The sequence below is a fragment of the Streptomyces sp. NPDC004609 genome, from assembly GCF_042873655.1.
In the GTDB taxonomy this organism is placed as follows: Bacteria; Actinomycetota; Actinomycetes; order Streptomycetales; family Streptomycetaceae; genus Streptomyces.
Genome location: NZ_JBIALS010000023.1, coordinates 103,673 through 122,345, shown reverse-complemented (window position 1 = coordinate 122,345; position 18,673 = coordinate 103,673). Strand labels below are relative to the sequence as shown.

General features: G+C 72.4%; 19 protein-coding genes and 1 pseudogene. 16 read left to right on the top strand and 4 right to left on the bottom strand.

Annotation, left to right across the window (positions count from 1 at the left end):
* The first annotated feature begins 102 nt into the window (after nt 1–102).
* The 11 genes from ald to ACFYT4_RS22845 all read left to right on the top strand — a co-directional run bounded on the left by ald (nt 103) and on the right by ACFYT4_RS22845 (nt 10,984).
* A complete protein-coding gene (gene ald, locus ACFYT4_RS22895) occupies nt 103–1,218 on the top strand; it encodes an alanine dehydrogenase (protein WP_389271972.1) in 1,116 nt (371 codons plus the stop codon).
* Nucleotides 1,219–1,779: 561 nt separating this feature from the next.
* Complete coding sequence (locus ACFYT4_RS22890; RefSeq protein WP_389271969.1) at nt 1,780–2,805, top strand: ParA family protein; 1,026 nt, start codon at nt 1,780–1,782, stop codon at nt 2,803–2,805.
* Nucleotides 2,790–3,329, top strand: a complete 540-nt coding sequence (locus ACFYT4_RS22885; RefSeq protein WP_389271897.1) for a hypothetical protein — start codon at nt 2,790–2,792, stop codon at nt 3,327–3,329. Before ACFYT4_RS22890 ends, ACFYT4_RS22885 begins: the two co-directional genes overlap by 16 nt.
* Before the next feature lie 49 nt (nt 3,330–3,378).
* Entirely contained in the window at nt 3,379–4,674 is a 1,296-nt protein-coding gene (locus ACFYT4_RS22880) for a segregation/condensation protein A (RefSeq protein WP_389271894.1), read from the top strand.
* 44 nt (nt 4,675–4,718) lie between these two features.
* Entirely contained in the window at nt 4,719–5,297 is a 579-nt protein-coding gene (gene scpB, locus ACFYT4_RS22875) for an SMC-Scp complex subunit ScpB (protein WP_389271966.1), read from the top strand.
* A complete protein-coding gene (locus ACFYT4_RS22870; protein WP_389271891.1) occupies nt 5,297–6,394 on the top strand; it encodes a pseudouridine synthase in 1,098 nt (365 codons plus the stop codon). The genes scpB and ACFYT4_RS22870 overlap by 1 nt, the downstream gene beginning before the upstream one ends.
* A 165-nt stretch (nt 6,395–6,559) precedes the next feature.
* The gene (gene pnuC / locus ACFYT4_RS22865) at nt 6,560–7,213 is read left to right on the top strand and encodes a nicotinamide riboside transporter PnuC (protein WP_389271888.1); all 654 of its coding nucleotides are present in this window, start codon (nt 6,560–6,562) and stop codon (nt 7,211–7,213) included.
* Entirely contained in the window at nt 7,210–8,298 is a 1,089-nt protein-coding gene (locus ACFYT4_RS22860; RefSeq protein ID WP_389271885.1) for an AAA family ATPase, read from the top strand. The genes pnuC and ACFYT4_RS22860 overlap by 4 nt, the downstream gene beginning before the upstream one ends.
* On the top strand, nt 8,298–9,083 hold the full coding sequence (locus tag ACFYT4_RS22855) for an NUDIX domain-containing protein (protein WP_389271882.1): 786 nt from the start codon (nt 8,298–8,300) through the stop codon (nt 9,081–9,083). Before ACFYT4_RS22860 ends, ACFYT4_RS22855 begins: the two co-directional genes overlap by 1 nt.
* Nucleotides 9,080–10,126, top strand: a complete 1,047-nt coding sequence (locus ACFYT4_RS22850; protein WP_389271879.1) for an ADP-ribosylglycohydrolase family protein — start codon at nt 9,080–9,082, stop codon at nt 10,124–10,126. Before ACFYT4_RS22855 ends, ACFYT4_RS22850 begins: the two co-directional genes overlap by 4 nt.
* A gap of 3 nt (nt 10,127–10,129) precedes the next feature.
* Nucleotides 10,130–10,984, top strand: a complete 855-nt coding sequence (locus tag ACFYT4_RS22845; protein WP_389271876.1) for a DNA polymerase beta superfamily protein — start codon at nt 10,130–10,132, stop codon at nt 10,982–10,984.
* Here the strand turns inward: ACFYT4_RS22845 and ACFYT4_RS22840 are convergent.
* Entirely contained in the window at nt 10,910–11,653 is a 744-nt protein-coding gene (locus tag ACFYT4_RS22840) for a DNA polymerase beta superfamily protein (protein WP_389271873.1), read from the bottom strand. The two genes, ACFYT4_RS22845 and ACFYT4_RS22840, sit on opposite strands and share 75 nt — an antisense overlap.
* Before the next feature lie 111 nt (nt 11,654–11,764).
* Complete coding sequence (locus ACFYT4_RS22835; RefSeq protein WP_389271870.1) at nt 11,765–12,253, bottom strand: Rieske (2Fe-2S) protein; 489 nt, start codon at nt 12,251–12,253, stop codon at nt 11,765–11,767.
* A 231-nt stretch (nt 12,254–12,484) separates the two neighbouring features.
* On the opposite strand from ACFYT4_RS22835, the gene aroH reads away from it, so the two are divergent.
* The 5 genes and pseudogenes from aroH to der all read left to right on the top strand — a co-directional run bounded on the left by aroH (nt 12,485) and on the right by der (nt 17,243).
* Nucleotides 12,485–12,847, top strand: coding sequence for a chorismate mutase (gene aroH, locus ACFYT4_RS22830; RefSeq protein ID WP_389271867.1), 363 nt, complete (start codon nt 12,485–12,487; stop codon nt 12,845–12,847).
* A complete protein-coding gene (locus ACFYT4_RS22825; RefSeq protein WP_389271864.1) occupies nt 12,844–13,929 on the top strand; it encodes a prephenate dehydrogenase in 1,086 nt (361 codons plus the stop codon). Before aroH ends, ACFYT4_RS22825 begins: the two co-directional genes overlap by 4 nt.
* Before the next feature lie 306 nt (nt 13,930–14,235).
* Nucleotides 14,236–14,913: pseudogene (gene cmk / locus ACFYT4_RS22820) on the top strand ((d)CMP kinase); the annotation flags it as partial.
* Between the two features lie 230 nt (nt 14,914–15,143).
* Nucleotides 15,144–15,737: a lysophospholipid acyltransferase family protein gene (locus ACFYT4_RS22815; protein ID WP_389271963.1), complete on the top strand. Its 594-nt coding sequence runs from the start codon at nt 15,144–15,146 to the stop codon at nt 15,735–15,737.
* 57 nt (nt 15,738–15,794) lie between these two features.
* Nucleotides 15,795–17,243 (top strand): ribosome biogenesis GTPase Der, encoded by a 1,449-nt coding sequence (der, locus tag ACFYT4_RS22810; RefSeq protein WP_389271861.1) that lies wholly within the window; start codon nt 15,795–15,797, stop codon nt 17,241–17,243.
* A gap of 96 nt (nt 17,244–17,339) precedes the next feature.
* Here der and ACFYT4_RS22805 read toward each other — a convergent pair whose 3' ends face one another.
* Together ACFYT4_RS22805 and ACFYT4_RS22800 are read right to left on the bottom strand one after the other, a co-directional pair.
* Nucleotides 17,340–17,663 (bottom strand): hypothetical protein, encoded by a 324-nt coding sequence (locus ACFYT4_RS22805; RefSeq protein ID WP_389271859.1) that lies wholly within the window; start codon nt 17,661–17,663, stop codon nt 17,340–17,342.
* Nucleotides 17,664–17,753: 90 nt separating this feature from the next.
* The gene (locus tag ACFYT4_RS22800; RefSeq protein ID WP_389271857.1) at nt 17,754–18,545 is read right to left on the bottom strand and encodes a hypothetical protein; all 792 of its coding nucleotides are present in this window, start codon (nt 18,543–18,545) and stop codon (nt 17,754–17,756) included.
* Between the last annotated feature and the right edge of the window lie 128 nt (nt 18,546–18,673).

Here is an 18,673-nt window from a genome sequence, read left to right as displayed (position 1 = left end):
GGCTCTCATCGCGATTCTCGCGGTGTGTACCCGTGCGCCCTGTGCGTCCGGGTATGTATGGCAGTGCCCTGTATCCCCCCTGAGCCAAGGACCGTGATCGACGTGAAGGTCGGCATCCCCCGCGAGGTCAAGAACAACGAGTTCCGGGTGGCCATCACCCCCGCCGGCGTGCACGAGCTGGTGCGCCACGGCCACCAGGTCCTCATCGAGCAGAACGCCGGCGCCGGCTCCTCGATCACGGACGGCGAGTTCGTCGCCGCCGGTGCGCGCATCCTGCCCACCGCCGACGAGGTGTGGGCCGCCGCCGACCTGGTCCTCAAGGTCAAGGAGCCCATCGCCGAGGAGTACCACCGCCTCCGCAAGGACCAGACGCTCTTCACGTATCTGCACCTCGCCGCCTCCCGCGAGTGCACGGACGCCCTGCTGGAGTCCGGCACCACGGCGATCGCGTACGAGACGGTCGAGACCGCGAACCGGCAGCTCCCGCTCCTCGCCCCCATGTCCGAGGTCGCGGGCCGGCTGGCCCCGCAGGTCGGCGCGTACCACCTGATGCGCTCGGCCGGCGGCCGCGGTGTCCTGCCCGGCGGTGTCCCGGGCACCGCCGCCGGCAAGGCGGTCGTCATCGGCGGCGGAGTCTCCGGCTGGAACGCCACCCAGATCGCCGTCGGCATGGGCTTCCACGTCACGCTGCTCGACCGTGACATCAACAAGCTGCGCGAGGCCGACAAGATCTTCGGCACCAAGGTGCAGACGGTCGTCTCCAACGCCTTCGAGCTGGAGAAGGCCGTCGTCGAGGCCGACCTCGTCATCGGCGCGGTCCTCATCCCCGGCGCCAAGGCCCCGAAACTGGTCACCAACGAGCTGGTCGCCAAGATGAAGCCCGGAAGTGTCCTTGTCGACATCGCGATCGACCAGGGCGGCTGCTTCGAGGACTCCCGCCCGACCACGCACGCCGACCCCACGTTCAGGGTTCACGACTCGGTCTTCTACTGTGTCGCCAACATGCCCGGCGCGGTCCCGCACACCTCGACGTACGCGCTCACCAACGCGACGCTGCCGTACATCGTCGAGCTGGCCAACCGCGGCTGGGTCGAGGCGCTGCGCCGTGACGCGGCGCTCGCGCTGGGCCTCAACACCCATGACGGCCAGGTCGTTTACCGTGAGGTCGCCGAGGCCCACGGTCTGCCGCACGTCGAGCTGAGCACGCTCATCGGCTGACGCCGATCGGCGGGCGGGCGGCCGTGACGGTCAACGTCCGCCGTCAACATCACCCCTCCGGCCGGACCTTGCAGCGCGAGGTCCGGCCGGACGTGTGTGCACCCCCGGGGCGAATCCGCCCAACTCCGTACGAACAGAGCCCTTCAACCGTTTCATGTGCCCGTTAAACCAGTGGGCAGGGTCACACCGGGGTGGCTGTGCACCCTTGACAGAAGGGTGTTCCATTGCCGACACATCGGGCCGGGTCCGGTGGATTGTGTTGCTGCGGAGCGGTGACACGCCATAGAGTCGCCAACCGTCGGCATGATGCCACGCTGACCTATCGATAAAGCCCTGGTCACGTCCAAGGAGGTAAGACGACTTGTGAATGAGTCGACATTTACTCCCGGGGGTGGTCAAGCGGGAGCTCCCCCCCGACACCCGGGAGGTGTGGGGGAGGTGACCCCCGCGCGGGGCCTGGGCCCGTCGGCCGGGCGTGAGGCTGTCGGCTCCGTGGGTTCCGTCGCCGTACGGACCTTCCCGGCACACCAGGACACCACGCACATGACGACAGCCCACACGATGACGATGACGGACGGCCTACACGTGAACGCCATGGCCGGCAACGAGAGTGGCCGAGAGTCCACCCACTTCGCCGCCTACGAGGAAGTCCCCGAAGGGCACTTCTACGACCCCGACGCCGAGTACGAGCCCGATCCCGAGTACGCGGCCACCCTCGCCCCCGACGCCGCGCGTCAGCGCCGCGAGCGGATCGGCCCCACCGGGCGGCCCCTGCCGTACTTCCCGATCCCGGGCCCGCTGACCGACCACGGTCCCGCGAAGATCATCGCGATGTGCAACCAGAAGGGCGGCGTCGGCAAGACGACGTCGACCATCAACCTGGGCGCCGCGCTCGCGGAGTACGGACGGCGCGTCCTGCTCGTCGACTTCGACCCGCAGGGCGCCCTGTCGGTCGGCCTCGGCGTGAACCCGATGGAACTGGACCTCACCGTCTACAACCTGCTCATGGAGCGGGGCATGTCGGCGGACGAGGTGCTGCTGAAGACCGCCGTGCCCAATATGGACCTGCTGCCGAGCAACATCGATCTCTCGGCCGCCGAGGTCCAGTTGGTCAGCGAGGTCGCGCGCGAGTCCACGCTCCAGCGGGCCCTGAAGCCGCTGATGTCCGACTACGACTACATCGTGATCGACTGTCAGCCGTCGCTGGGACTGCTCACGGTCAACGCGCTGACCGCGGCCCACAAGGTGATCGTGCCGCTGGAGTGCGAGTTCTTCGCACTGCGCGGTGTCGCCCTGCTCACCGAGACGATCGAGAAGGTCCAGGAGCGGCTCAACCCCGAGCTGGAGCTGGACGGCATCCTCGCCACCATGTACGACTCCCGGACGGTGCACAGCCGCGAGGTGCTGGCGCGGGTGGTCGAGGCGTTCGACGACCACGTCTACCACACGGTCATCGGGCGCACGGTGCGCTTCCCGGAGACGACGGTGGCCGGTGAGCCGATCACCACCTACGCGTCGAACTCGGTCGGCGCGGCCGCCTACCGCCAGCTCGCCAGGGAGGTGCTCGCCCGGTGTCACGCCGAGTGAGTCTGCCCGGTGCCGACGAACTGTTCCGTACGACCGGGGGCATGGCGCTGCAGCCGTCGTCGCCCCGCCGCCAGGCGAACGGCGAGGCGAGGGTGCCGCCGCCCGCGGGCGAGAGCGATCCGGTCGGCTCCTCCTCGCAGGAGCACTCCGCGACGGAGGCCGAGGCGGGCGCCGAGGGCCGCAGCAGGGGCGAGGAGGCCGCGGCGCAGTCCTCGGGCGCTCCGGGCAAGGGCCGACGCCCCCAGGCCGCCCAGGAGGCCGCTGGAGCCGCTCCGCGGCGGGGGCGGGGACGCGGGGCGAACCGCCGCCCGAGCGGACGCGAGCGCCACGACGAGAAGATCACGGTCTACGTGTCGGCCGAGGAACTGATGGACCTCGAACACGCGCGGCTGGTCCTGCGCGGCGAGCACGGCCTCGCCGTGGACCGCGGGCGGATCGTGCGCGAGGCGGTGGCGGTGGTGCTGGCGGACCTGGAACAGCGCGGCGACGCGAGCATTCTCGTACGCCGTCTCCGCGGTCGCTGAGGGTAGCCTGCGCGCTACCCCCGCCGCGCTTTGACCTCTGGACCTCCTGATGCCCCCGACTGACTCGTCTCACCTGCCCCGCCGTGCCCTCGGCCGGGGGCCGGGGGCGGCGCGGCCCGCGCCGGACGGCGCCGGGTCAGGGGAGCCCGTACCCGCCGCGCCCGTACCCGCCGCGCCCGTACCCGCCGCGCCCGTACCGGACGGCCCGGCGCCCGTGGGACCCGCGCGGGATCCGGACCCGGTACGGGGCGCGGACACGTCACTCGACGCGGACCCGCCCCAGGGCGCACCGCCGGACGCGGACCCTGCGCCTGCCCACCCGGAGCCCGCCGACTCAGCGCCTGCGAACCCCGCGCCTGCCGACCCGGGGTCCGTGGGGCAGGGCCCGGTGGGAGAGGGCGAGGACCCGGAGCCCTCCGGTCCGGTCGGGGGCCCGGCCCCGGCGCGGGAGGCCCCGCACCAGGAGCCCCCGGCCACCACTGCCCCGGCCCCTGTCACCGAGCACCCCGAGCCCCCGGCCGCCGGGCGGGAGGACGTGCCCGCCGCCGACGGGCGCTTCACCGTGCGGCTGGTGAACTTCGAGGGACCCTTCGACCTGCTGCTCCAGCTCATCTCGAAGCACAAGCTCGATGTGACCGAGGTCGCGCTGTCCAAGGTCACGGACGAGTTCATGGCGTACATCCGGGGCATGGGAGAGGACTGGGACCTCGACCAGACGACCGAGTTCCTCGTCGTCGCGGCGACCCTGCTGGATCTGAAGGCGGCCCGGCTGCTGCCCGCCGCCGAGGTGGAGGACGAGGCCGATCTCGCGCTGCTGGAGGCGCGGGACCTGCTGTTCGCGAGGCTGCTCCAGTACCGGGCGTACAAGCAGATCGCGGAGATCTTCAGCGGACGGCTGGACGAGGAGGCCCGCCGCTACCCGCGGACCGTCGGGCTGGAGCCGCACCACGCCGAACTGCTGCCCGAGGTCGTCATCAGCATCGGAGCCGAGGGGTTCGCGCGGCTCGCCGTGAAGGCCATGCAGCCGAGACCCCGGCCGCAGGTGTACGTGGATCACATCCACGCGCCCCTGGTGAGCGTGCGGGAGCAGGCCGGGATCGTCGTCGCGATGCTGCGGGAGCGCGGGCGCATGGGCTTCCGGGAGCTGGCGGACGACGCCGCGGACACCCTCACCGTCGTCGCCCGCTTCCTGGCCCTGCTGGAGCTCTACCGGGACAGGGCCGTCGCGCTGGAGCAGGAGGAAGCCCTCGGTGAGCTGCTGGTCACCTGGACCGGCGGGGACAGCGCGGCCACCGTCACCGACGAGTTCGACCGAGCACCCGAGACCACGGAGGACACGGCGTGAGCGATCTGCGGCCCGCCCTCAAGCCCGCCCTCGAAGCCGTCCTGATGGTCGTCGACGAGCCCGCCACCGAGGAGCACCTGGCCAAGGTCCTGGAGCAGCCGCGCCGGGCCGTGGCGGACGCGCTGCGGGAGCTGGCCGACGAGTACACCGTCCAGGGCCGCGGTTTCGAGCTGCGGCTCGTCGCGGGCGGCTGGCGGTTCTACTCCCGCGCCGAGCACGCCGGCGCCGTCGAGCGCTTCGTCCTCGACGGCCAGCACGCCCGGCTCACCCAGGCCGCCCTGGAGACGCTCGCGGTCGTCGCCTACCGCCAGCCGGTCAGCCGCTCCCGCGTCTCCGCCGTACGCGGGGTGAACTGCGACGGCGTCATGCGCACCCTGCTCCAGCGCGGTCTTGTCGAGGAGGCGGGCGCGGAACCCGAAACAGGTGCGATCCTGTACAGGACGACGAACTACTTCCTGGAGCGGATGGGCCTGCGAGGGCTGGACGAGCTCCCGGAGCTGGCGCCCTTCCTCCCCGAGGCCGAGGCGATCGAGGCCGAGACACAGGAAGGCGTTCCGTCGTTCGATCCGGACGCTCCGGAGACCGAAGAAAGACACCCTGGCAATCCAACGACGGAACTTTGATGCGAAGCAGCGGCAGGAACAGCGGGAACAGCGGCGGGCGCGGCAACCACCGGGGCGCGGACGGGGGTGCCTCGCGCCCGGGGTCCGGGGCGGGACGCGGCGACCAGCAGAAGCGTGCGGGCAAGCCCCGCCCCGAGGAGCGCCGCTACGACACCGGCGGTTCCTCCGACGCCCCCCGCCAGGGCCGCGGCTCGGCCGCGCGCGGCGGGGCCAAGGGCGGGCCGAAGCAGTCGCCCCGGCAGTCCACCCCGCGCGGCGGCCGGTCCGTTCCCGCCCGCTCGCGCGAGTACGACGCCCGGACCGAGGAGCGCAACCGCGAGCGGTACGCGAACAAGCCGGAAGTCCGGGCGCCCAAGACCTTCCCCGGGGCGGAGCAGGAGGGCGAGCGGCTCCAGAAGGTGCTGGCCAGGGCCGGCATGGGCTCCCGGCGTGCCTGTGAGGAGCTGATCGACCAGGCCCGGGTGGAGGTCAACGGCAGGATCGTCACCGAGCAGGGGCTGCGCGTCGACCCGCAGAAGGACGAGATCAAGGTCGACGGGCTGACCGTCGCCACCCAGTCGTATCTCTTCTTCGCGCTGAACAAGCCCGCCGGTGTCGTCTCCACGATGGAGGACCCCGACGGCCGCCAGTGCCTCGGGGACTACGTCACGAACCGCGAGACGCGCCTCTTCCACGTCGGCCGGCTCGACACCGAGACCGAGGGCATCATCCTGCTCACCAACCACGGCGAGCTCGCCCACCGGCTGACCCACCCCAGGTACGGGGTGAAGAAGACCTACCTCGCCGCCATCCAGGGCCCGCTGCCGCGCGATCTCGGCAAGCGCCTGAAGGACGGCGTCCCCCTGGAGGACGGCTACGCCCGCGCCGACCACTTCCGGGTCGTCGAGAACACCGGGAAGAACTATCTGGTCGAGGTCTCCCTGCACGAGGGCCGCAAGCACATCGTGCGCCGGATGCTCGCGGAGGCGGGTTTCCCGGTCGACAGGCTCGTGCGCACGGCCTTCGGCCCGATCGGGCTCGGCGACCAGAAGTCCGGCTGGCTGCGCCGTCTGACCAACACCGAGGTCGGCATGCTGATGAAGGAAGTCGGTCTGTAGCCGGCCGGAAGACCCGAGGAGCCCCAGCGGTCCCAGAAGCCCGCGGCCCGGACAGGCCGCGGGCTTCCGCTGTTCCATCCGGGCCGTAAAGAGTACGGGCCGTAAAGAGCTTGTGCGGGCCACCGGAATCCTTTTATAGTCACCTTGACTATAAAGGAGGCGGGCGTGAGTCTCGCGGACGTACTGGACCCCCTGCAGCAGCCGCTGTTCACCGTGCTCGACACCCCGGTCAGCTGGACCGAGGTCCTCGGATTCGGCAGCGGCGCCCTCTGCGTCTGGCTCGTCGCCCGCCAGCACCTCGCCAACTGGCCGATCGGCATCGCCAACAACCTCTTCTTCATCCTGCTGTTCACCCAGGCCGGGCTGTACGCGGACGCGGGGCTGCAGGTCGTCTTCATCACCCTCGCCGCGTACGGCTGGTGGACCTGGACCCACGGGTCGGGCCCGGGCTCCGGACGGCTCCCGGTGCGCCGCACCACCCGTACGGAGTGGGCCTGGCTGCTCGCCGCCGGGGCGGTGGGGACCACCGGGATCACCCTGCTGCTCGACCGCGCCACCGACTCGACGGTCCCGTTCTGGGACGCGCTCACCACCGCCCTGTCGCTGATGGCGACCTACGGGCAGTGCCGCAAGCGCCTGGAGTCGTGGTGGCTGTGGATCGCGGCCGACCTCATCTACATCCCGCTGTACGCGCACAAGGAGCTGTATCTCACCTCCCTGCTGTACATCGGGTTCCTGACACTCTGCCTCGCCGGGCTGCGCAACTGGTCGCGCGATCTCGCCGCGACCGGCCCCCGGCCCGCGGAGGTGACCGTATGAGGCGCTACCGGCACGGACTCGTCCTCGGCAAGTTCTATCCGCCGCACGCGGGACACCACCATCTCGTGGCGACCGCCGCCGACCGCTGCGAACGGCTGACCGTCCTGGTCTGCGCCGCGTCCGTCGAATCCGTCCCGCTCGCCGACCGGGTCGCCTGGATGCGCGAAGTGCACCCCGGTGTACGGGTCGTGGGCACCGTCGACGACATCCCGATGGACGTGAACGACCCGGCCGTGTGGGACGCGCACATGGCGGTCTTCCGCGCCGCCGTCCCCGGGCCCGTCGACGCCGTCTTCACCTCGGAGGCGTACGGCGCCGAACTGGGCCGCCGCTTCGGCGCGGACCCGGTCTGCGTCGACCCCGGGCGGAGTCTGTTCCCCGTCTCCGGCACGGCGGTACGGGCGGATCCCGTCGGCTGCTGGGACTACCTGCGGGCGCCCGTGCGCGCCGCGCTCACCCGGCGCGTGGTCGTCCTCGGCGCCGAGTCGACGGGCACCACGACGATGGCGCGCGCCCTCACCGACCACTACCGGGGCCGCGGCGGGGTCTGGGCCAGGACCCGCTGCGTACCGGAGTACGGGCGGGAGTTCAGCGAGCGGAAGCTGGCCCGGCTGCGTGCCGAGCGGCCCGGCGCGGGCTGGAGCGAGGTGTCCTTCTCGTCCGACGAGTTCCCGGTGATCGCCCGGCACCAGGCCGCGGCGGAGGACGAGGCCGCCAGGACCGGCTCGCCCGTGCTGATCTGCGACACCGACGCCTTCGCCACCACGGTCTGGCACGAGCGCTATCTGGGCACGGCCCACGACGAGGTCGGACGGATCGCCGCCCGCGCACGGCAGCACCTGTGGCTGCTCACCGACCACGAGGGCGTCCCCTTCGAGGACGACGGCCTGCGGGACGGGGAGCATCTGCGGCCCTGGATGACCCGCCGGTTCGCCGCCGAACTCGCCCGCACGGGACGGCGTACCGTACGCCTCACCGGAGCCCATGAACGGCGGCTCGCCACCGCCGTCGCCGCCGTCGACGAACTGCTCGGCGAAGGGTGGGACTTCGCCGAACCCCTTCCCGACCTCTCGGAGCGCCACTGATGCCCGCCCGCGGCCCCCACCCGGGCCCCCGTCCCGGATCCGCCCCGCACCCCGGCGCCGGCCCGGTGGCCGTGTACGACCCGAGGGCCTTCCCGCCCTTCGCGGTCACCGTCGACCTCGCCGTCTTCACCGTCCGCGACGGCCGGCTGAACGTGCTGCTCGTCGAACGCGGGGAAGACCCCTACCGGGGCGCGTGGGCGCTGCCCGGAGGTTTCGTACGCCCCGAGGAGTCCGCCGGGACCGCCGCCCGCCGGGAGCTGGCCGAGGAGACGGGACTCTCCCGGGAGACCGTCAGCGACCTCCACCTCGAACAGCTGCGGACCTACAGCGATCCGGACCGCGACCCGAGGATGCGGGTCGTGTCCGTCGCGTACACCGCGCTGCTGCCCGATCTGCCCGAGCCGCGCGGCGGAGGGGACGCGGCCCGCGCCCGGTGGACACCGCTCGACGACGCCTCCCCGCTCGCGTTCGACCACGACCGCATCCTCGCCGACGCGTACGACCGCGTCGGGGCCAAGCTCGAATACACCTGTCTGGCCACCGGCTTCTGCCCCGCCGAGTTCACGCTCGGCGAGCTCCAGCAGGTGTACGAGACGGTCTGGGGCGTCGAACTCGACCGCCCCAACTTCCGGCGGAAGGTCCTCGCCACCCCCGGCTTCGTCGAGCCGGTCGAGGGCCCGCCGCGCCGGACCGGCGGCCGGGGCAAACCGGCCGCGCTCTACCGGGCGGGTGCCGCATCCGCCCCGCACCCCCCGCTACTGCGACCGGAAGGACGGCAGTCATGACCGCGCCCAGGCCCACGCTCACGCCCGCCGGAGCAACCGTCAAGCAGGCCGCCACCGGCTCGCTGATCGGGCTCGCCCTCGGGGACGCGCTGGGCTTCCCCACCGAGTTCAGCGATGTGCCGCGGATCCTCGCCACGCACGGCCCCTGGCGCGGGATGCGCCTGCCGGCACCCGCGATCGTCACCGACGACACCCAGATGACCCTCGCCGTGGCCCGCGGCATACGCACCGCCATGGACCGCGGACTGCTCGACGCCGCCCGGCTCACCCGGCCGCTGCGCGAGGAGTTCACCGCCTGGTACCACGACCCCGAGAACAACCGGGCCCCCGGCCGGACCTGTCTGGACGCCTGTCACCTGCTCGACGACGAACGGCGGCCGTGGCAGGAGGCGAGCGTGATCGGCTCCAAGGGCTGCGGCGCCAACATGCGGGTCGCCCCGGTCGGGCTCGTCCCCGGGCTCGGCCGGGAACAGCGCGCGGGCGCCGCCCAGTTGCAGGCCGCCCTCACCCACGGTCACCCCACCGCCCTCGCCGCGAGCGACCTCACGGCCCACGCCGTGCATCTGCTCGCCCGGGGCACGGAGCCGATGGGCCTGGTCGGGCTGCTGCGCTCGTACGCGTACGAGAACCGCGGGCGCTATCCGGAGCGCTGGCTCGGCAACCTGTGGACGTACTCCCACGACCCCACCCCGCAGGCGTTCATCGCCCGCGGCTGGGACGAGTGCCTGCGGGCCCTGGACCGGCTGGCCCGCGCCCTGCGCACCGCCGACCCCGAGACCGACCCCTGTCTGACCACCGGCGACGGCTGGATCGCCGAGGAGGCCCTCACCACCGCGCTCCAGTGCTTCCTGCTCTTCCCAGAGGAGCCGGTCACCGCACTGCGCCGGGCGGCCTGCACAAGGGGCGACTCGGACTCCATCGCCGCACTGACGGGCGCGTTCGCGGGAGCACACCTGGGGGCCGGCGCCTGGCCCAAGCAGTGGTCGGAGCGCATCGAGTACCGGAGCGACCTGATGTCCCTGGGAGCGCTCTGGGACTCTTGATCCGTGACCAGCCCGCACCCGCATCCCGTCTCGGACCCGTACTCGGTCCCGGACCCCATGAACCGCCCCGATCCCGACCCGCTGAACCCGCCGCCTCCGGCGGAGCCGCCGACCCCGCCGCACCCGGGCCTCGGCTCCGTCGTCGCGGAACAGCCCGACCCCCTGCTCTTCGCCACCGTCTCCGGGGCCCATCTCTACGGGTTCCCGTCCCGTGACTCGGACGTGGACCTGCGCGGCGTCCACCTGCTGCCGGTGGCGGAGCTGGTCGGACTCCGCGAACCCGAGGAGACCAGATCGCGCATATGGGACCGGGACGGCACGGAGATGGATCTCGTCACCCACGATCTGCGCAAGTTCGTCCGTCTCATGCTGCGGCCCAACGGCTATGTGCTGGAGCAGTTGCTGTCCCCGCTCGTCGTCCACACCTCCGACGCCCACACCGAACTGACCGCGCTCGCACCCGGAGTGCTCACCGTCCGCCACGCCCACCACTACCGGGGATTCGCCGGCACCCAGTGGCGGCTCTTCGAGAGGACGGATGAGCTCAAGCCCCTGCTCTACACCTTCCGCGCCCTGCTCACCGGTATCCGGCTGATGCGCGGCGGCACGGTCCAGGCGCATCTGCCGACGCTGCTCGGCGAGGTGGACGCCCCCGCGTATCTGCCCGAGCTGATCGAGGCCAAGGCGGACGCGGAGCACGGCCCCGCCGCCGGTGTCGACCGGGAGGTGGTCCAGACCGACGTGGAGGCACTGCACGCCGCACTGGAACAGGCCCGGCAGGACTCACGGCTGCCCGCCGAGCCCACCGCCCGGGACGCGCTGGAGGACCTGGTCGTGCGGATCCGGCTGGAGGGCTGACGCCCGCCGGACCCGCACGAGGAAGTCCTCCACCCGGGCCCGGTCCGGCTCGGCGGGCAGCGGGGTGCCGCTCAGCGCCCGGCCGGCCTCGTCGGCCGTGCGCTCCATCCACCTCTCGGCCTCCCCCCACGGCACCTCACCGCGCCCCACCGCCAGCAGCCGCTCGCGCTCCTCGCCCACGTCGAGGACGAGTTCGCCCGTACGCAGCAGATCCCGGCAGCTCATCAGCAGCCGCAGCAGATGCAGTACGGGCTTCCAGCGCGGCTCGCCCTCCCGGCGGAGTCCGGCCTCGACCTTCTTGTGCTGGGCCTCGGCGTAGCGCACGAACGTCCGGTGGACCTCCTGGGACAGGAACGCGTCACGCAGGGAGAGGAGTTCACGGCCGGTGTCGTCGATCCGCTCGACGACCGGAGACGCCAGACACTCCAGGATGTTCGGATTGGCGCGCAGGGCGAGAGCGCAGAACCGCTCCAGCTCCCAGGAGAACTGCTCGTCCGCGGGGCCCTCCACATGCGTCGGGGGCTTCTCGAAGCGCCAGAAGAGGGGCGCGGGCGCGAGGAAGACCCCTCGGCGGTCGGTGTCACTGTCCCGTGTCGCGAGACCGAACGCCCGCGACCCCATCACACAGGAGTACACCGTGTGGTCGCGCACCAGTTCTTCCGGAGTCATCCCGCAAGGCTAAGGTCTGCCGACCGGGTGCCGCCGGGATCGCGCGCCCCCGGCACCAGGCGCCGTGGCTCTCCCTGTGTCGGCGGTCGCCGACGGGCCCGGCAGGCCGTGTCACGGCAGGAGGATCGTGTCCTGGGTGACCGTGATCTGCTGCGGCGGCAGCGGGCGGGTCGCCGGGCCCTTCGCGACCGACGCGTCCGTCACCCGGAACCCGCTGTCGTGGCACGGGCAGACGATCATTCCGTCCGCGACCTCGGAGACCACACAGTTCTGATGGGGGCACACCGCCGAGAACGCCCGGAACTCCCCGGCCGCCGGCTGGGTCACCACCACCCGCTCGTCCCGGAAGATCTTTCCGCCGCCGACCGGGATGTCGGACGTCCTCGCCAGGGTCTTCCCGGCGGGCGCGCTCGCCGCCGCCCGGCCCGTGGCCGGGGAGTGCTCCGTCGCCGAAGCCGTCGCCGGGGGAGCGGACGGGGTCGGCTGCTCCGCGCCACCGCCACCGCCACTGCCGCCGTCTCCGCCGTCGGTGCATCCCGTCACCAGTGCCGCCGCGCCGGCCGCGCTCGCCGCCAGCAGAGTTCTGCGCTCTGTGCCCATCGTTCTGACTCCCTCGCTCGGCCCGCCCCGACCTGCCGCATGCTACGGGCGCCCACGGAGTGTCGCCGAGTGGCGGGCCCGTGCCCGCCGGGTGACATTGAGCCTGATCGGCGCCCGGGGCCCGTACGGCAGCGGCGGCCGTCTCGGAGGGCGGTCGCGGCCGCGCCGCCGTTACCCACCTGACTAGGCTGAACGCCGACGCGAACGGACGAACAGGGGCAGGAGCACGACGTGGCGGTACGAGCGGTCCGAGGAGCCGTCCAGCTGGAACGGGACGAGCCCGGACACATGGACGAGCAGGTCGGCGAGCTGCTCACCGCCGTCATGGAGCGCAACGGCCTCACCGCCGGTGATCTCATCAGCGTCTGGTTCACCGCCACACCCGATCTGCGCAGCGCCTTCCCCGCCGCGGCGGCCCGCAGGCTGGGCATCACCGACGTCCCGCTGATCTGCGCCCAGGAGATGGATGTCCTCGGCGCGATGCCCCGCGTCGTACGGATCCTCGCGCATGTGGAGACCGGGCTCGACCGCGCCGCCCTCACGCACGTCTACCTCGGCGCCGCCGCCGCCCTCCGCAAGGACATCGCCCAGTGAGAACCGCCGTCGTCATCGGAACCGGACTGATCGGCACCTCGGCCGCCCTCGCCCTCTCGGGCCGTGGCATCGCCGTCCATCTCGTCGACCACGACCCCGAGCGCGCCCGCACCGCCGCCGCGCTCGGCGCCGGTACCGAAGAGCCGCCCGAGGGCCCCGTCGACCTCGCGATCGTCGCCGTACCGCCCGCGCACACGGCCACCGCGCTCGCCGGGGCGATGCGCGCCGGTACCGCCCGCGGTTATCTGGACGTCGCCAGCGTCAAGGGCGGCCCCCGGCGCGAGCTGGAGGCGCTCTCCCTCGACCTGTCGGCCTACATCGGCACCCACCCCATGTCGGGCAAGGAGCGCTCGGGCCCCCTGGCCGCGACCGCCGACCTCTTCGAGGGCCGCCCCTGGGTGCTCACCCCCACCCGTGACACCGACACCGAGGTCCTCAACCTCGCCCTCGAACTGGTCGCGCTCTGCCGGGCCGTCCCCGTGGTCATGGACGCCGACGCGCACGACCGGGCGGTCGCCCTCGTCTCGCACACCCCCCAGCTGATCTCCTCGATGGTCGCGGCCCGGCTGCGCGAGGCCGACGAGACCGCCGTACGCCTGTGCGGCCAGGGCATCCGCGATGTCACCCGGATCGCGGCCTCCGACCCCCGGATGTGGGTGGAGATCCTCTCCGCGAACCCGGGCCCGGTCGCCGATGTGCTGTCGGGGGTGGCCGCCGATCTCGACGAGACGGTCCGGGCCCTGCGGGCCCTTGAGGCGGCCGACGAGTCCAAGCGGCGGGCCGGGATCGAGGGCATCGAGGACGTGCTGCGGCGCGGCAACGAGGGCCGGGCGCGGGTGCCGGGCAAGCACGGTGCCGCACCGGCCTCGTACGAGATCGTCGCGGTGCTGATCAGCGACCGCCCGGGCGAACTGGCGCGGATCTTCGCGGACGCGGGGCGTGCGGGCGTCAATGTCGAGGACGTCCGGATCGAGCACGCCACCGGCCAGCAGGCGGGCCTGGTCCAGCTGATGGTGGAGCCCGCGGCGGCGGCCGTCCTGTCGGCATCGCTGCGGGAGCGGGGCTGGTCGATCCGGCAGTAGGGCGCCTGCCGGCCGGATCGTGCCGGGCGGGCGGGCGAGCACCGGCACCGCACCCCTCGGCCGGGGCCCCCAGGGCGGCGGGTCCCGTCCACGGCCTTCGGCCGGCGCAGGCGGGCTCTCCCGGCGGAGCACCCCTCCGGGCCGGAACCGACCGGTACCGGACCCGCCCGCTGAGCCGCTCCGGCCCCCCGGAACGGGCCCTCTCAGGGGCCGCTGTCCGTGTGTCCATGGCAGCTCCCGGCAGTCGGTAACCTTGGTCGGGGCCCATCGGCACTTCCGCCCGGCCCGCTCCGAACATCAGGGAAGGTGTCCGACACCGTGGAATCCGCCGTGATCGTTGCCATCGACGGCCCCGCTGGCACGGGCAAGTCGAGCACGTCCAAGGCCGTCGCCGCCGCGCTGGGGCTGAGCTATCTGGACACCGGCGCGCAGTACCGGGCGATCACGTGGTGGATGATCACCAACGGTGTCGATGTGGCCGACCCGGCCGCGATCGCCACCGCGGCGGGCAAGCCCGCCATCGTCTCCGGCACCGACCCGGCCGCTCCCGTGATCTCGGTCGACGGCGTGGACGTGTCCGCCGCGATCCGGACCCAGGAGGTCAGCGCCAGGGTCAGCGCGGTGAGCGCGGTCCCGGAGGTACGGACCCGGATCACCGAGCTCCAGCGCGCCATCGCCGCCTCCGCCGCGGGCGGTATCGTCGTCGAGGGCCGCGACATCGGCACCACCGTCCTCCCGGACGCCGACCTGAAGATCTTCCTGACCGCTTCCCCCGAGGCCCGCGCCGCCCGCCGCAGCGGTGAGCTGAAGGACGCGGATGTGGTGGCCACCCGGGAGGCCCTGATCAAGCGTGACGCGGCCGACTCCAGCCGTAAGACCTCCCCTCTGGCCAAGGCCGCCGACGCCGTCGAGGTCGACACGACCGAACTGACCCTCCAGCAGGTGATCGAGCATGTGATCACCCTGGTCACGGAGCGGCGGAGCCGAGACGCAGCGCAGGTTGAGGGTTCCGGGCGAGGTACGAGTGAGGTGCACTCGGCCGGAGCGGAATCGAGGCGGAGCGCGACAGAGGGCACAGAGCGGCGGAGCGCGGCCGGCGGTCCCCGCGGGGTGCGGGCCGGCGACGGGGCCGGGGACCGGAGCGGTGTGAAGTGACGGTCACGGAACCCTCGGCCAGGGGGGCCGCGGTCGGGCGGCGCATCGGCATCGGCCTGATGTACGGCTTCTGGAGGCCGCAGGTGCTCGGCGCCTGGCGCGTTCCGGCAGCCGGGCCCGTGATCCTCGCCGTGAACCACGCGCACGGCATCGACGGCCCGATGCTGATGGGCACCGCGCCCCGGCCGGTGCACTTCCTGATCAAGAAGGAGGCGTTCATCGGCCCCCTCGACCCGTTCCTGCTGGGAATCGGTCAGCTGAAGGTGGACCGTACGGGCACCGACCGCACCGCCGTCACCGGCGCGCTGGGTGTCCTGGAGCGCGGTGGTGTCCTCGGTATCTTCCCGGAGGGCACCCGGGGCGAGGGCGACTTCGCCTCCCTGCGCGCGGGCCTCGCGTACTTCGCCGTACGCTCCGGTGCCCCGATAGTGCCCGTCGCGGTCCTGGGCAGCGGCGAGCGGCCCGGTCGGCTGGTCAAGGCGCTGCCCCCGCTGCGCGGCCGGGTGGACGTGGTCTTCGGAGACGCCTTCGAGGCGGGGGACGGAAGCGGCCGTCGTACGCGCAAGGCCCTGGACGAAGCCACCGTACGCATCCAGGAGCGGCTGACCGCGCACCTGGAAAACGCCAGGCGCCTCACCGGGCGCACCGGGTAAGACTTGAGCTGTTGGATCACCCCATGTGATCCGGTTGAGACACGAGGAACGGACTTCATGAACGACCAGCACGACCACGGAGCGCTTGGCGATGCCGAGTACGCGGAGTTCATGGAGCTTGCCGCGGAAGAGGGCTTCGACACGGAGGAGGTCGAGAGCGCGATCGGCGAGGCCGGTCACGGCCCGCTGCCCGTCCTCGCCGTCGTCGGCCGGCCCAATGTCGGCAAATCGACCTTGGTGAACCGGATCATCGGCCGCCGCGAGGCCGTCGTCGAGGACAAGCCGGGCGTCACCCGCGACCGGGTCACCTATGAGGCCGAGTGGGCGGGCCGCCGGTTCAAGGTCGTCGACACCGGTGGCTGGGAGCAGGACGTCCTCGGCATCGACGCGTCGGTCGCCGCCCAGGCCGAGTACGCCATCGAGGCGTCCGACGCAGTCGTCTTCGTGGTGGACTCCACGGTCGGCGCGACCGACACCGACGAAGCGGTGGTCAAGCTGCTGCGCCGGGCCGGCAAGCCCGTCGTGCTCTGTGCCAACAAGGTCGACGGCCCCAGCGGCGAGGCGGACGCCACCGCCCTGTGGTCCCTCGGCCTCGGTGAGCCGCACCCCGTCTCCTCGCTCCACGGCCGCGGTACGGGCGACATGCTCGACGCCGTGCTCGACGTGCTGCCCGAGGCCCCGGCCCAGACCTTCGGCGAGGCCGTCGGCGGCCCGCGCCGGATCGCGCTGATCGGCCGCCCGAACGTCGGCAAGTCCTCGCTGCTCAACAAGGTGGCGAACGAGGAGCGGGTCGTCGTCAACGAGATCGCGGGCACCACCCGTGACCCGGTCGACGAGCTGATCCACCTGGGCGGTGTCACCTGGAAGTTCATCGACACCGCCGGTATCCGCCGACGGGTCCACCTCCAGGAGGGCGCCGACTACTACGCCTCGCTGCGTACCGCCGCGGCCGTGGAGAAGGCCGAGGTCGCGGTCGTCTTGATCGACGCGAGCGAGTCCATCAGCGTGCAGGACCAGCGGATCATCACCATGGCGGTGGAGGCGGGCCGTGCGATGGTGATCGCCTTCAACAAGTGGGACACCCTCGACGAGGAGCGCCGCTACTACCTGGAGCGCGAGATCGAGACCGAGCTGGCCCAGATCGCCTGGGCCCCCCGGGTCAATGTCTCCGCCCGCACCGGCCGCCACATGGAGAAGCTGGTCCCGGCCATCGAGACCGCGCTGGCGGGCTGGGAGACGAGGGTCCCGACGGGACGGCTGAACGCCTTCCTCGGTGAGATCGTCGCCTCGCATCCGCACCCGATCAGGGGCGGCAAGCAGCCCCGTATCCTCTTCGGCACCCAGGCCGGCACCAAGCCGCCGCGGTTCGTCCTCTTCGCGTCCGGCTTCCTGGAGCACGGCTACCGCCGCTTCGTGGAGCGCAGGCTCCGCGAGGAGTTCGGCTTCGAGGGGACGCCCATCCACATCTCGGTACGGGTGCGGGAGAAGCGCGGCCGCAAGAAGTAGCGCGATGGGTACGGACGAGGGCCCTGTCCCCACCGGTGCGTCCGGTGGGGACAGGGCCCTCGTCCGTGACGGCGCCCGCACACGCCGGGGGCTCGCTCAGTGGCTGCGGCGCGGGGCGGGCGGCAGCGCCGGGGGGTGGTGCCCCGCATGGGACCGGGGGTACGGCTGCCAGCCCACGGTCTGGTGCGTGGTGTGGATGCCGTAGCCCCGGCTGCTCGCCGGCCCGGGGCCGAAGCCCTGGAGGCCGAGGTCCTCCTCGCCGGAACGGTCGCCGGGCAGTGCCCGGAACGCCCTGCGGTACTCGGAGTACAGCGCGTCGTAGATGGGCGTGGGGGAGGGGCCTGCCGATGCCTCGCGCGCGGGGCGCATGGCGGGGATCTGACTCTGGTACGGCTGGCGGGACGCTTCGTATGAGTGCACATAGGTAGAAACGACCCACGACCCCGGCCCGTCACTGTCCACACCCCGTCCCGGTGCGCGAAGTACCAGGACAGGGCAGGAAACGGAGGGTCAGGTACCGGCCAGGGGCATGGCTGCGGCCACCAGTCGGCCGCCCGCCGACGCCATCTCCAGCGCGTCGCGCAGCAGATCCTCGCGCGGCTGCTGACCGATCGACCCGACCGGGGCGGCGAACACCAGCACCCGGTGCGACTTGTTGGCCGCGGTGCGCCAGCCGTCGGTGACCTGGAGCGGCTGGTGCGCCTGCCACCAGGCGACCGGGCCGCCGCCCGGGGCGGAGGGCTGGAGCACGGCGTGCAGTTGGCCCATGGCGAGCAGGACCGACCAGCCGGGCAGGGTCCCCGGCATCTGGTCCAGGGCGTGGACGGGCACGAAGCCCTGTTCGATGAGGAGCGGCAGGAAGTCGTCCCCGCCGTTGCCGGTGGTGCCGGGGCGGGCGATGGGCGCGGTCGGTTCGACGACCAGGGCGGGGTGCAGTTCGCCGTTGATGAGGACGAGCCCGCTGGTGACGCCGAGGACCGCCTGGCCCCCGCCGGTGTCGGGGGCGCCCGCGGCGGTACCCGGCTCCTCGCCGGTGATGGACCGTACGGCGCCCTGGAGCTGGTCCTCGGCGACCTGGACGACCTGTGAGGGAATGCAGGTGGCGTGGGCGAAGGCGAGCACCGCGGTTTCGTCGCCGACGAACAGCACCGTGCTGGTGCGCTCCTGCTCGGTGTCGCCCGGGGTGCGGCAGGAGGTGCAGTCATAGCTGCCCGGGGCGGTCTCGCCGGCGAGCAGCCGGTCGGCTTCTTCGTCGCCGATCTCGGCGCGGACGTCCTCGCTGACGTCGAGCATGCGCGGCACGGGTGGCTCCTCGGAACTTGATCTTGTGTGCCGGGCGGATCCCGGCTCATAAAGGGCTCAACGGCCGATCTGCGGCAGGAGTCACGCATCGGAGGTAAGGGAAGAGAACGGTCCTGTGCGGAGAGTGA

Coding starts and splice junctions, on each gene's coding strand:
- ACFYT4_RS22890 (WP_389271969.1), top strand. CDS start 1,780: ATGACGATGACGGACGGCCTACACGTGAACGCCATGGCCGGCAACGAG.
- ACFYT4_RS22880 (WP_389271894.1), top strand. CDS start 3,379: ATGCCCCCGACTGACTCGTCTCACCTGCCCCGCCGTGCCCTCGGCCGG.
- scpB (WP_389271966.1), top strand. CDS start 4,719: ATGGTCGTCGACGAGCCCGCCACCGAGGAGCACCTGGCCAAGGTCCTG.
- ACFYT4_RS22870 (WP_389271891.1), top strand. CDS start 5,297: ATGCGAAGCAGCGGCAGGAACAGCGGGAACAGCGGCGGGCGCGGCAAC.
- ACFYT4_RS22860 (WP_389271885.1), top strand. CDS start 7,210: ATGAGGCGCTACCGGCACGGACTCGTCCTCGGCAAGTTCTATCCGCCG.
- ACFYT4_RS22855 (WP_389271882.1), top strand. CDS start 8,298: ATGCCCGCCCGCGGCCCCCACCCGGGCCCCCGTCCCGGATCCGCCCCG.
- ACFYT4_RS22850 (WP_389271879.1), top strand. CDS start 9,080: ATGACCGCGCCCAGGCCCACGCTCACGCCCGCCGGAGCAACCGTCAAG.
- ACFYT4_RS22840 (WP_389271873.1), bottom strand. CDS start 11,653: ATGACTCCGGAAGAACTGGTGCGCGACCACACGGTGTACTCCTGTGTG.
- ACFYT4_RS22835 (WP_389271870.1), bottom strand. CDS start 12,253: ATGGGCACAGAGCGCAGAACTCTGCTGGCGGCGAGCGCGGCCGGCGCG.
- ACFYT4_RS22815 (WP_389271963.1), top strand. CDS start 15,144: ATGTACGGCTTCTGGAGGCCGCAGGTGCTCGGCGCCTGGCGCGTTCCG.
- der (WP_389271861.1), top strand. CDS start 15,795: ATGAACGACCAGCACGACCACGGAGCGCTTGGCGATGCCGAGTACGCG.